Below are 13,000 nucleotides of genomic sequence, written 5' to 3' on the forward strand. Positions count from 1 at the left end.
CCAATGGCTATTTCAAGAAAAAGGTTGAAATGTATTCGTTTTCATGTTAAATTAAATATTTTCGGAAAAATTCGAATAGCATTTCCCTATTCTATATAAAAAACAGCCTTCTGCAGACAGAAAGGCTGTTTTTGTGTTGGGGTTACTTATTTTCCTGAAACCACTCATCAATTTTTCCAAAGATATCTTCCATCGCTTTTTGATTTGAGAGTTTTGGAAGTTTTGCCATTAGACCTTGCTTAGGAGCTTTAATTTCTTCTCCTTTTTTCTGAAGGATGAAAATGCTTTTGGCTGCCGCTTCATTTTTGAAGAGGGACATCGGCAGCTGGACCAAGCCCTGGATATAGACATTATCTTTGATGTACTCCCTGAGCTTCGGTGCTTCCTCTGATTCAAAGAGGCCGTTTGGCACGAGGAAAAAGAGATAAGCACCCTCTTTTGCATGGATGACACTCTGCTCAATAAACAGATGGTGGGCATAGGAATGTCCTTTATCTGCTTTCAGCTTATACTCCATGGCCCTGACATCGTTTGGATAAAAGCCAACCGGCAGATCGCAGACCACACAATCGACAGGATCGATGAAAAGCGGCTCTAATGCATCTTGATTGAACAGCTCCAATGGCTGTCTGATTAGATTGGCTCCTGAGAATGCCAGGCGTATGAGGACATCATCCACATCCACTCCAAAGGATTGAATCGTTTTATCATGCAGCTGATTCATGATCGTGAATTGCAGGTTCCCTGTTCCTACAGCTGGATCAAGCAGAGAAAACTCCTTCTTCCCGTTCATGAATTTTCCGATCAAGTAGCTTAAGAATAGCCCAATGGAGTCAGGGGTCATTTGATGGTTTGACTGGGATGCTTCACGCATGCCCTTGATGATCGCCAGCTGATAGGCTTTTCGGATGTCTTCTTTGCCAAAGCCCTCGATATGGATGCTGCTGTAAAGCTTTTTGAGCCTTTTCTCTCCAAGTTCACTGACTTCCTCTTGAAGAATCGTGCCGTGGAAGATATTCTCACCGGTTTCCGCCAGTGCTTCTAAATATGTACAAGATAATTCCTCTGCTAATAATTCAGCTGTTTCGTTGAATACTTGAAATAGTGATTCGACTGGAGAGGTTATCATTTCAACACTCCTCTTGAAAATCATTTTATGTTTACATATTACATTGGTTTCAGGACATGAACAAGGAAAGGGCCAGCTCTAAAGCCAGCCCTTCCATTCAAGAATCAATCATTAGTTTGCTGCTTTTGCTGCTTCGATGGCACCTTCATAATCAGGATGATCGGTTGCTTCACTAACATATTCCACATAAGTGACTTCATCGCTGCTGTCAACGACAAATACAGCGCGGGCAAGCAATCTTAGTTCCTTGATGTGTACGCCATAAGCTTCTCCGAAGGAAAGATCGCGATGATCGGATAAAGTTTGGACATTCTCGATTCCATTCGCTGCACACCAGCGTTTTTGAGCAAAAGGAAGATCAACGGAAATCGTCAACACTTTTACATTTCCCAACTTAGAAGCTTCTTCATTGAATCTTCTTGTCTGTGCATCACAGACGCCAGTATCGATGGATGGTACGACGCTTATGATTCGGACGCTGCCCTTAGAGTCTGCCAAAGTGACCTCGGATAAATCATTTGCAAGCACTTTGAAATCAGGGGCTTTATCCCCTACTTTCACTTCATTCCCTAACAAAGTTACCGGATTTTGTTTAAATGTAATAGAAGCCATTCCATTACCTCCTTATGTAATCAATACATCTCTATCATACTGAACAATATCGTGCTTATGCAATTTATTCACACTCGTTCTCTCAAAAAAAAGGTCAACTTCCTGTTAAGAAGTCAACCTCCGCTTTTATAGATCTAAATCCTGTTTCTGTCCATAGTGCTGGCCATTGTGGGAAGCAGAATCTTTTTTATCGTTTTTCTTCAGCATATTTTGGATTTTTTCTACTGCCGCTGGTGCAACATCCAGAATTTTTTCCAGCAAATGAGTGCTTTCATCCAAATGGAGCATTTTGACACCATGGGAATTGACGATCAAGAAGGCAATCGGTGTAATGGAAACCCCGCCTCCGCTTCCTCCGCCGAATGGATGTTTAGGACCTGATTGCTGCCCCTGTCCTCCGCCAGTTCCGTTTGAACCGGACTGACCGCTTTTGCCATTCATATTAAACTCGCTTCCACCGGCTGCGAAGCCAAAACCTACTTTTGATACAGTTAGAATCACACTGCCATCCGGAGTTTCAACTGGATCGCCGATAATGGTATTGACATCAATCATTTCTTTCAGACTTTCCATTGCAGTAGTCATGAGGCCTTGAATTGGATGTTCTGACATATGAATCCTCCTTATCTATAGGGAATGCTTGTTTTTTTCTTCAGACAAAATAGATAAAGGCTTTGTCTTAAATTGTGGCTTGCCGCCATTCCAGTACTTTATCAATTTCAAACCTGCGAATATAGCATGTCCAATCCTGAAGCGAAACATACATTTAAATGAGATTTGAGAAATCGGGCGATTAAAGGAAGGAATCACTTCTATTACTGGAGGATCCATCAAGCGGCAATGAGTGCTGATGAATGTAATGGCAGTCGATTTTAATGTCCATGCTGCCCCTGCCAAAATCCCCGTGGCTGCTGCATCCTTCAATCCAATCAATGTATGCCATTGCAGATTTCTGACTTTAATCTTTGCGAGGAATTTGTTCACGATGACGTGAGTTCCGTAGACATGACGGATCAGCTCAGTTGTATCTTGAAAACTGTTAAGGATATCAGTTGGCCGGATGCGCTTCTTTGATGCTTTTTTCACTTTATCCTTTTTTCCCTTTTTCACTTCTTGCTTCAATACAATATCCGGCTGATCCTTATCGATCTGTACCATTGGGATATCAACCTTATACCTTATGAGTCCAAACCATATCTTGAATTGAATTTGAAAATGGTCGTTATCCTGGCCATGATATAAATCTAAATTAATGGATAGACTGGTGAACCATATAAGTAAGAAAAATAGAATGATAATGCCAATGATGATGGCTGCGATATACATGTACACACGACCTTTCAGCATCCCATTATCGCCTATTCCTTAAAAAAATAAACCTGTCCGGAATAGGACAGGTTTATTTTTTCATTATTGGCTGAAGCGTTCAGTTTCCAGTCTTCTTTCGTGGATCACGGTTGTGTCTGCGAATACATCATGAAGCCCCTGCTTCTTTGGCATGAACGCCACAAGGATGTAGAGGATGGCGACAGTTGCTGAAATATACCGTCCAATCCATTCTCTAAAAAGGACGGTCCCCCAGGTTAATCGTTCACGTTTAAAAGAGATTACTCTTAATCCGAACACCATTTTGCCGATCGTGGCTCCGAAATATTTGGTCATCAATACAAAATAGCCATAAAAGACGATCGCGAAAAGAATGGAGATGGGAGCAAACATGCTTGTTTCATGAAGCGGAATATCCAGCAGGCGGAAAACTGGCTTGATCAAAAGCCTGTCGATGCTGCCAATGACGATCAAGTCCAATAAGTAAGCCCAGAACCTCATCCAGAATCCGGCTGCTGCAAAGGATCTTGCTGCCTCTTCACGTCTTGCTGCCTTTTCCAATGACTGAAATTCTGATTCGGAAAAGGAGGAGGGCTCCTCTTTCATAGAGAAGCTTTCTGGATCTTCATCGGTTTTTGTGTGATCGAACTCACTCATCTTGCACCCTCCTTCCTATTTCGAATATAAGTACATTAATTTCGGTGCGTTTGGCTGGGAAAGAACGTTCATTAACCCATTCATTTCAAGATTGTCGCCGAAAACCTTAGGTCCGAGAATCTTTTGTGCACTCATACCAAGCAATGAGTTAATTCCCATATTGGTTCCATAGCTCACCACTTCCGCACCTTTCAGCTTTTCATTTTTCTTCATCGCGGCAATCGTATCTTCCAAGTAGCCGAATTCATCTATTAAATGCAATTCTTTTGCCTGTCTTCCATCATAAATGCGCCCATCGGCGATTTCCCTTACTTTTTCTTCAGGGATGTCTCTTCCTTTTGATATGACATTGACAAAACCATCATAGGAATGGTTGATCATCGTTTGAAGTATTTCTTTTTCCTTTTCTGTCATCGGTCTAGTCGGACTCATGATATCTTTATATGGACCGCTTTTGATGGTCACAAAATTGACTCCGTATTTCTTGGCAAGTTCTCCGTAGTTCACACCCTCCATAATGACCCCGAGAGACCCGGTCAATGTTTCAGGGCTGGCAAAGATTTTATCAGCAGGGGTGGATATGTAATAGCCTCCGGATGCAGCCATTGATCCCATTGAAACATAAATCGGTTTTTTCGTTTCTTTTTGAATTTCAACAATTTTGTCGTGTATCTCAGCTGATTCCATTACGCCTCCGCCCGGTGAGTTGATCCGGATGATGGCACCCTTCACGGAATCATCATCCTTTACCTGGTTGAGCTGATCCATGAATTCTTTATGGTTATAGCCGCTGCTCTGCAGGAATGAACTGGCATCCCCTGTATCCTGGATAACGCCGTCCACATGAAGGACAACAATTTTTTTCGATTCGTCGCCGTCATGGATGATGTCTTCTGAAAATGCCTGATCTGTGGCAAACATATCCTCAAAACCTTTAGTCCAATCCGTTGTCAAAGCCATACTGGCAAAATTGACAATGATGGATACGATGAATAGGGCTGCTGCGATGGCCAAAGCTCCCCATCTCTTTTTATTCATTTCATTACCCTCCTTTTGTGGTCTATACGTTTACGTACCATTCTTTCAAAATGTTTCAAAAACATGTTAAACTAAACCATATTGAATATTTTAGCAAAATCTCTTGAAAATAGGGAAGGAAGAAAATAATTCATAGCAGGAGGCACATCAATCATGACAGACCGGAGAAATCTTTATTTTTTTCATCACCAGGATGCAGATATGCTTGAAAAAGCAGAACCTCTCTATGATTTGGCACAAAGGTATGGTTTTTCAATCGTAAAAGAATCAAAAGATGCCAATATCATTGTCAGCGTAGGAGGAGACGGCACATTCCTGCAGGCAGTCAGAAAGACAGGATTTCGCCAGGATGCCCTCTATGCCGGTATTTCCACCACTGGCACATTGAGTATGTACTGTGATTTTCATATTAATGAAACCTCTAAAATGATTGATGCAATGACAAAAGAACAAATTGAAATCAGACGCTATCCGACCATCAAAATTACCATCGATGAAGGCGTTTCTTTCGAATGCCTGAATGAATTCAGCATCCGATCAGGCATCATCAAGACATTTGTCATGGATGTTTTCATTGATGATATCCATTTTGAAACATTCAGGGGAGACGGCATGATTCTGGCTACTCCAACAGGAAGCACAGCTTACAATAAATCGGTCAATGGGGCTGTGGTTGATCCAATGCTTCCTTGCATACAAGTCAGCGAACTTGCCTCCCTTAATAATAACCGCTACCGGACGCTTGGCTCATCCTTTATCTTGAGCGGTGAAAGGACCTTGACATTATCTGTCGTCCAGCATGGAAACAGCCATCCAACCATGGGCATCGATAACGAAGCCCTAAGCATCCAAAACGTCAAAACCGTACAAGCAGTACTAAGCGGAAACAAAATCAAAACCGTAAAACTGAAAGACAACTCATTCTGGGAAAAAGTCAAAAGATCTTTTTTATAAAAAACGCCAAAAGAGGATGGGCAGAAAACCCATCCTCTTTTTCATGCACTCTTTTTCTGCAGTTTGACAGTGCGATTCGTATACCATTTTGTCCTAGAGACTGTAAAAATTAGAAGTGCGCTCCAAATAAAGAAAAAGGAAATAAAATCAATTCCCGTAAACGGCTCTTTATAGACAAATATACCGAGCAGAAGAGTCAATGTCGGAGCAATGTATTGCAGGAATCCCAGCATATAGAGCGGGATTTGCTGAGCTCCTTTTGCGAAGAACAGAAGCGGAATAGCGGTCGCTGCACCTGCCCCGATCAAAAGGAAATCTGTTGATGCTGAAACATGAAAAAGCGATTCCTTGCCTATCGCCATCAAATATATCATATAGGCAAAAGCAATAGGGGCCACCACCATTGTCTCCAGCGTAAGTCCAATAGCAGAATCCACCTTAATCAATTTTTTTGCAAGGCCATAAAGTCCGAATGAAAAGGCAAGCGTAAACGAAATCCATGGAAATTGTCCATACGAAATAGTGAGAACCAATACCCCGACAGCAGCTAAAACAAATGAAACTGCTTGTGCCCGAGAAAGGGATTCCTTTAAAATAAACACACCTAATAGTACACTGACCAAAGGATTGATATAGTAGCCCAGGCTTGCTTCAACCATGTGATTGGAATTTACTGCCCAAATGTAGACAAACCAGTTCGCACTGATTAATAGGGAAGCAGCAGTCAGCGCAAGCTTTGTCTTAGCCTTCATTTCTTTTAAAGTACGGGAAAATGCACCTGATTTCTTAGAAGCTAATAATAAGATGATCATGAACCAAAAGGACCAAAATACCCTGTTGGCCAGAATTTCATCAGATGGGACTTGGCTGAGCCATTTCCAATAAATCGGCAGGATGCCCCAAATAAAATAGGAGAAAGCTGCATAAAACATTCCTCTTTGCTGATTGTTATCCATAATGATATACCTTCTTCCAGATGGGTTCATTTGTTTAGCAACTCGAAATAATATCATTATAAGGACTTCTTTTCTTTTCTACAATGTTTTTTTCATGTAAGAAAAAAATGATAAACGTAAAATGAGCCACCCAAAGGATGGCCCATTTTCTCTATTGATTATGATTGTAGACGATTTCTCCGTCGATGATGGTCATAATGGCTTTTGCTTGAGGAATCTCCTGTTCTGGAATACTGAACAAGTCTTTATCAAGCACCGTGAAATCAGCATCGTATCCTGGTTTAATCATCCCTCTGTCCACTTCATGGCTTGCAGCATAAGCACTGCCTTTTGTAAAAAGGGATATCGCTTCAAAGACTGATAATTTCTCTTCCGGATTGTACACATGCTGTTCATTTTGATGGAGGTAGACCCTTGAAACGGCCTCATATATTCCCAGCAGCGGGTTGACCGGTTCTATCGGTGCATCAGATCCCCCTGCGCATGGAATGCCGTTATCTAAAAGTGTTTTCCAAGCATAATTATATTTCATTCGATTTTTGCCAATACGATCGATTACCCATGGAAAATCAGAAGCTACGAATCTCGGCTGAATATCTAATACGATGGGCAGCCCCTTTGCTTTCTCTATTAATTCCTCCCTTAAAATCTGTGCATGAATGAGGCGGTCTCTTTTCCCTTTGGGCGGTGGACTTTCCATGATCGCATCTAACACGGATTCAAAAGCTAAGTCACCGATGGTATGGACGGCAACCGGCAGCGAATGCTCCCTTGCTTTTGTGACGAGGCTCCTTAATTCTTCCCGGGAATGTATGGCTACTCCCCTAGTGGATGGATCATCTGCATAAGGATGACTCAACAAAGCCGTCCTCCCCCCTAGTGCACCATCTGCAAAAATCTTCATAGAGCCAAATTCAATATAATCTGACTGTGGAACGGCCGATCGATCCTCATTAGCCCAATCGGAAATAGCTTCATGATGAATAAGAAGGTGTGCCTTAAATCTTTTTCCTTCTTCCACTATTACTTTCCTGAAAGCATCTATTGTCCTTTGGTATCCCCCATAATAATTCAAATCTTCTGTATGTCCTCCAACCAGGCCGTATTTCCAACAGCTATCAATCGCAGCACGAACTGCATGCTCCAAATAGGATTCTGTTACTTCAGGAATCACCGTAAAGATCAAATCCTGTGCTTGGTCTTTAAGAATCCCGTTGATTCTGCCATGTTCATCCCTTTCGATAATGCCACCATCTGGATTATTTGTCATTTCGTCAATTGCAGCGAGTTTCAATGCCTTGGAATTGACACATACGGCATGCCTGCAAATTCTTTTTATCAATACAGGATGGTTAGGGATATATTCATCCAGCTCGAATCGATTGGGGGTTTCTTTTGGCTCCCAAAGATTTTCATTCCACCCTTCCCCTATGATCCATTCACCGGGATCGAGCATCACCGATCTTTTCTGAAGGGCATCATATACTTCCTCTTTCGATGACATTTCAGAAAGGTCGAGACGGATCAATGTTTCACCATGTCCAATTAAATGCATATGGCTGTCAGTGAAGCCAGGATACATTGTGGACCCGTCGAGATCAATCAAATCGGTAATCAGGCCGGCATATTTGTCCTTAATAGAATCCAGAGTTCCGATATCCATGATCTTGCCATGTTCAACATATACCGCTTCAACCGTTTCTCCTTCTGCTGCCATTGTATAAACGGTCCCATTAAAAATAAGTTTTCCCATCACAGCGCTCCCTTTCCGGTGAAAACATATCTACATCTGAATACGAAATAATTATTTGTTTTCTACAAATTGAAACAGACAGTTTACACTGCCTGTTTCTAGTTTACAGAATTATTTTATTTTTTCAAAGCATCTTCTTCCTGCTTCCTCAATTCGATGCGGCGGATTTTTCCGGAAGTCGTCTTTGGCAGTTCCTTGATAAATTCAATGCTGCGCGGATATTTATATGGTGCCGTCAATTCTTTTACATGTTCCTGCAGAAGTTTGATAAGTGAAGGATCCTGTGAATCAACGCCATCCTGAAGGACCACGAACGCTTTGACAATATGGCCCCTGATTTCATCAGGACTTGATACGACGGCACATTCTTTTACGTATGGATGTTTTACAAGTGCATCCTCTACTTCAAATGGCCCGATTGTATACCCGGAGCTGATGATGATATCATCCCCCCTGCCTTCAAACCAGAAATAGCCTTCTTCATCTTTCTTCGCTTTATCTCCTGTTATATAGTAATCTCCCCTGAATTGCATTGCCGTTCTTTCAGGATCTTTATAATAATTCTTGAATAATGCAGGTGTTTCAACATGAACAGCGATGTCGCCAACTTCTCCTATACCACATGGCTCACCATCTTCATTGATGATGTCGACCCGGTTTCCAGGGGTCGGTTTTCCCATTGATCCCGGCTTCAATTCCATTCCTTTCATGATGCCGACAAGGAGTGTATTCTCAGTCTGTCCATAACCATCCCGCACCTCGATATCAAAATGCTTCTTGAATGTATCGATGACTTCCCGGTTCAATGGCTCCCCTGCAGAAACAGCACTATGAAGATTGGAAAGGTTGTACTGCGCAAGATCGTTCACTTTTGCCATCAAACGATATTCAGTAGGCGTACAGCACAGAACATTCACTTGATAGCGTTCAAGCAGCTGCAGATATTTCTGCGGCTCAAACTTCCCATTATAGACAAAGCCTGTAGCACCCGAGCCCATAACAGAGAGGAATGGACTCCAAATCCATTTTTGCCACCCAGGACCTGCAGTAGCCCAGACGATATCATCCTCTTCTATACTGAGCCAGCCTTTGGCAGCCGTTTTTAAATGGGCAAAGCCCCAGCCGTGGGTATGGACCACGCCCTTAGGATTCCCTGTGGTACCAGATGTATAAGATAAGAACGCCATGTCGTCCCGGTGAGTGTCAGCTGCAGCGAAATCAGTTGATTCTGTTTCCATTAAGGAATCCAGGAAATCCCATCCATCATGATGCTGCCCAATGCTGAACTTCTTTAAGTGCTTTGCTTCATCAACGTCATCGAATTCAGCTGCATATGGATAATAAGCGGCAATCCCCTTAACATCACCATGTGTTATCCGATATTTCAAATCTTTTGTCTTCAGCATTTCAGAGCTTGGAATGACTACCATCCCTGATTTCAACGCTGCCAAGTATACCTGGTACGCTTCAATCAGCCTCGGGATCATGACAAGGATGGTATCCCCTTTTTCAAATCCCTTTCCTGCAAACACATTGCAGATTCTATTAACATTTTTCATTAATTCCTGATATGTAATCGCTTTCTTTTCACCGGCTTCATTCTCCCATTTTAACGCAGCCTTATTGGGGTCTTTAGCGAATTTTTCTACTTCTTGAATGATATTGTACTTTTCTGGTGCTATTAAATCTGCTCGATTCATGTCATTCTCCCCTTTGTTCAAGTGGTATAGTACCATTTCATTATACTAAATTTTTAAAAAATTTTAAATAATTTAGTAATGATATAAATGAACAAAAATAAAGAACGGGCCGAAGCCCGTTCCTGTAGCCATTTTTATTTATTATTATTTTTGGTATCCGCCTAATTGTTGTTCAGCCATTTGAACTAGACGTTTAGTGATTTCTCCACCAACAGATCCGTTAGCGCGAGCAGTTGCATCTGGTCCAAGTTGTACTCCGAATTCAGACGCGATTTCGTATTTCATTTGGTCGATAGCAGCTTGAGAACCAGCAGCTACTAATTGATTTGAACTTCTGTTTGCCATGTGTTTTCACCTCCTTGTGAGTATATGGTGTGCGAAAACACATGGTTTAATGCAAGAGATTCAATTGGTAATTGTTCCTAAATTATCGATTGATTAAAATAAATCTGATATCTCGGTTTTTTCCATTATTTCAGAAGATGCATCTATGATCAGCGTTTCAGTGTTTCCCAAAGCCTCTGCGATGAGCGGCTCAAAATCGACAAAGCTCTCATAGTATTGGACTTTCTCTTTTTTGGGCTTTGTTTTTGGAGAAGATGGTGTAAAAATAGTACAGCAGTCTTCATAAGGAAGATTGGAAATTTCATGTGTGTCAATCTGTTTAGCGATATCGATGATTTCCAGCTTGTCCATTGAAATCAACGGCCGTAATATTGGCGTGCTTGTCACATCATTGATGGCGAACATACTTTCAAGCGTCTGGCTTGCAACCTGTCCAAGGCTTTCCCCTGTTACAATGGCAAGTCCATTACCGCTTTCTCTTATTTCATCACAGAGCCTAAGCATCATGCGCCGGGTTGACGTCATTGTATAGTTTTCCGGCACCTGCTGATGAATTGTCTGCTGAATTTCGGTGAATGGCACAATATGGACTTTCACACGACCGCTGAATGCGGCCAGTTTCTTAGATAAATCCAATACTTTTTGTTTCGCACGTTCACTTGTAAATGGAGGACTGTGGAAATGGACAGCTTCAATTTCAACCCCGCGCTTCATGGTCAAATATCCTGCTACAGGGCTGTCTATTCCCCCTGACAGCATAAGCATGGCTTTCCCGCTCGAACCGACAGGCATTCCTCCATTCCCTTTAATAACCTCGCTGGAGAGGAAAACACCTTCTTTCCTGACTTCTACAATCAGGTTGATATCAGGTTTTTTTACATCGACTTTTAAACCATCGATATTCCTCAGCAAATGCCCGCCTACCTCATGGTTCAACTCATTAGTATCGTATGGAAATGTCTTGTCTGATCTTCTGGAAGAAACTTTGAAGGACTGCCCTTCATGAAATAATTTTTTCAACAATATTAATGCTGCAACCTTTATCTCTTCAATATCCAACCCTGTCCTTACCGTGGGACTGAATGATTGGATGCCAAAGATCTTTTCCAGTTTGCTGCAGACTTCTTCTGCAGGAGCACCGTTAAGCACTAGGAACATCCTGTCTCTTGTACTTTCAATTTTAACGTTAGGATAGTCGTTCAATGCGCTTTTGATATTTGATTTTAATGTATCGACAAATTTGTAGCGATTTCGTCCCTTCGTAGAAATTTCCCCATATCTGATTAAAATTCTTTCGTAATTCATTTTGATCTCCTTATGACCTTTGATAGTTGTTCTGCTATATTCCTCATTGCACTCACAAAGCGTTCAGCTTCTGCAACGGAATTACCATATGAAAGGCTGACACGGATGGATCCTTCAGCCTGCTCCCTTGGGATCCCCATGGAAGTCAAAGTCCTGCTCGTCTTTTTTTGCCTCGAAGAACAGGCACTTGTAGTGGATACAAAAATATTAACCTGTTCAAGTGCATGGACCAGCACCTCGCCTTTGACACCAGGGATGGAAAAATTGATGATATGCGGTGCTGCACCATCTATCGGTGTATTCATCACAGTACCCTGTATCTGGAGGATTTCATTATATAAATAATTCCTTAAATACCACAAATGCTTAATGGAAGTTTTTCTTTTTTCTTCTGTCATCCTTAAAGCTTTGGCAAACGCGACCATCCCTGCTGTATTTTCTGTGCCGCTTCTCATTTTCGACTCTTGGTTCCCTCCAGAAAACAAGGGGGTGATCTGTACGCCTGATTTTATATAAAGGAAGCCCGTTCCTTTCAATCCATGGATTTTATGGCCGGAAACCGTACATAAATCAATGAATCCTTCTTCAAACGAAAGGGGGATTTTTCCGCATCCCTGCACATAATCGACATGAAATAGCGCCTGTGAATGTTTTGAAAGCCATTTTCCAATTTCCTTAATGGGCTGGATGGTTCCCACCTCATTATTCACATGCATGAGGCTTACGAGGATTGTTTCATTTCTGACTGCCCTTTTTACATCTTCTATATCAACAGATCCATCTGATTTTACTGGAAGGTAATCAACAGAAAAACCTTGTTTCTCCAGTTCTTCACAAGCTTCTATGACGGAGGGATGTTCAATTTGGCTTGTGACGATATGCCGGCCCTTCGAAGCGTGCTGAACTGCAGCTCCCTTTATTGCCAAATTGTTCCCTTCAGTCCCTCCCGAAGTGAAATAGATCTCAGAAGGGTGCACACCCATAATTTCCGCCGTCTGCTTTCGTGCATGCTGCAGCAATTGATCGGCTTTTGCCCCAAACCCATGCAAGGAAGATGGATTTCCGTAAAAATCTCTGGAAACTTTGATAAAAGATTCCAATACTTCTTCATAAGGTTTGGTTGTTGCACTATTATCAAAATATATCATTATAAACACCTACACTTCATTAATGCCGCTGATAATTCTTAATACTACCATATCTATCTGGTGAGTAAAATGAAGCT

Annotated in this window: 13 protein-coding genes; 1 reads left to right on the forward strand and 12 read right to left on the reverse strand. The window is 41.8% G+C overall.

The annotated features are described in order from the left end of the window. Positions 1 to 142: 142 nt before the first annotated feature. From ABTV07_RS15450 to sppA, 6 genes are all read right to left on the reverse strand, one after another. On the reverse strand, positions 143 to 1,129 hold the full coding sequence (locus tag ABTV07_RS15450) for a class I SAM-dependent methyltransferase (RefSeq protein ID WP_433743673.1): 987 nt from the start codon (positions 1,127 to 1,129) through the stop codon (positions 143 to 145). A 111-nt stretch (positions 1,130 to 1,240) separates the two neighbouring features. Beyond that, positions 1,241 to 1,741, reverse strand: coding sequence for a thiol peroxidase (gene tpx, locus ABTV07_RS15455; protein ID WP_433743676.1), 501 nt, complete (start codon positions 1,739 to 1,741; stop codon positions 1,241 to 1,243). 126 nt (positions 1,742 to 1,867) lie between these two features. Then, a complete protein-coding gene (gene ytfJ, locus ABTV07_RS15460) occupies positions 1,868 to 2,353 on the reverse strand; it encodes a GerW family sporulation protein (protein WP_433743678.1) in 486 nt (161 codons plus the stop codon). A 15-nt stretch (positions 2,354 to 2,368) separates the two neighbouring features. Then, on the reverse strand, positions 2,369 to 3,088 hold the full coding sequence (locus ABTV07_RS15465; RefSeq protein ID WP_433743681.1) for a DUF2953 domain-containing protein: 720 nt from the start codon (positions 3,086 to 3,088) through the stop codon (positions 2,369 to 2,371). Positions 3,089 to 3,151: 63 nt separating this feature from the next. Beyond that, a complete protein-coding gene (locus ABTV07_RS15470) occupies positions 3,152 to 3,724 on the reverse strand; it encodes an RDD family protein (protein ID WP_433743684.1) in 573 nt (190 codons plus the stop codon). Between the two features lie 15 nt (positions 3,725 to 3,739). Further along, positions 3,740 to 4,762: a signal peptide peptidase SppA gene (gene sppA / locus ABTV07_RS15475; RefSeq protein WP_433743686.1), complete on the reverse strand. Its 1,023-nt coding sequence runs from the start codon at positions 4,760 to 4,762 to the stop codon at positions 3,740 to 3,742. 153 nt (positions 4,763 to 4,915) lie between these two features. Between sppA and ABTV07_RS15480 the strand changes: the two genes are divergently transcribed. Further along, positions 4,916 to 5,716 (forward strand): NAD kinase, encoded by an 801-nt coding sequence (locus tag ABTV07_RS15480; protein WP_433743689.1) that lies wholly within the window; start codon positions 4,916 to 4,918, stop codon positions 5,714 to 5,716. Between the two features lie 41 nt (positions 5,717 to 5,757). On the opposite strand, the gene rarD is transcribed toward ABTV07_RS15480, so the two are convergent. The 6 genes from rarD to ABTV07_RS15510 all read right to left on the reverse strand — a co-directional run bounded on the left by rarD (position 5,758) and on the right by ABTV07_RS15510 (position 12,923). Continuing rightward, positions 5,758 to 6,729 (reverse strand): EamA family transporter RarD, encoded by a 972-nt coding sequence (gene rarD / locus ABTV07_RS15485; protein WP_433743692.1) that lies wholly within the window; start codon positions 6,727 to 6,729, stop codon positions 5,758 to 5,760. 94 nt (positions 6,730 to 6,823) lie between these two features. After that, positions 6,824 to 8,425 carry an amidohydrolase gene (locus tag ABTV07_RS15490; RefSeq protein ID WP_433743695.1) on the reverse strand — a complete coding sequence of 534 codons (1,602 nt, stop codon included), beginning with the start codon at positions 8,423 to 8,425 and terminating at the stop codon, positions 6,824 to 6,826. A gap of 116 nt (positions 8,426 to 8,541) precedes the next feature. Next, positions 8,542 to 10,125, reverse strand: a complete 1,584-nt coding sequence (mbcS, locus tag ABTV07_RS15495; protein WP_433743698.1) for an acyl-CoA synthetase MbcS — start codon at positions 10,123 to 10,125, stop codon at positions 8,542 to 8,544. 144 nt (positions 10,126 to 10,269) lie between these two features. Beyond that, a complete protein-coding gene (locus tag ABTV07_RS15500) occupies positions 10,270 to 10,470 on the reverse strand; it encodes a small, acid-soluble spore protein, alpha/beta type (RefSeq protein ID WP_433743700.1) in 201 nt (66 codons plus the stop codon). A gap of 93 nt (positions 10,471 to 10,563) precedes the next feature. Beyond that, positions 10,564 to 11,775, reverse strand: coding sequence for a tRNA uracil 4-sulfurtransferase ThiI (thiI, locus tag ABTV07_RS15505; RefSeq protein ID WP_433743703.1), 1,212 nt, complete (start codon positions 11,773 to 11,775; stop codon positions 10,564 to 10,566). Beyond that, positions 11,772 to 12,923, reverse strand: a complete 1,152-nt coding sequence (locus tag ABTV07_RS15510) for a cysteine desulfurase family protein (RefSeq protein ID WP_433743706.1) — start codon at positions 12,921 to 12,923, stop codon at positions 11,772 to 11,774. The genes thiI and ABTV07_RS15510 overlap by 4 nt, the downstream gene beginning before the upstream one ends. Between the last annotated feature and the right edge of the window lie 77 nt (positions 12,924 to 13,000).

Origin of the sequence: Falsibacillus pallidus (genome assembly GCF_050990905.1) — a bacterium.
GTDB classification, from domain to species: Bacteria; Bacillota; Bacilli; order Bacillales; family DSM-25281; genus Falsibacillus; species Falsibacillus pallidus_A.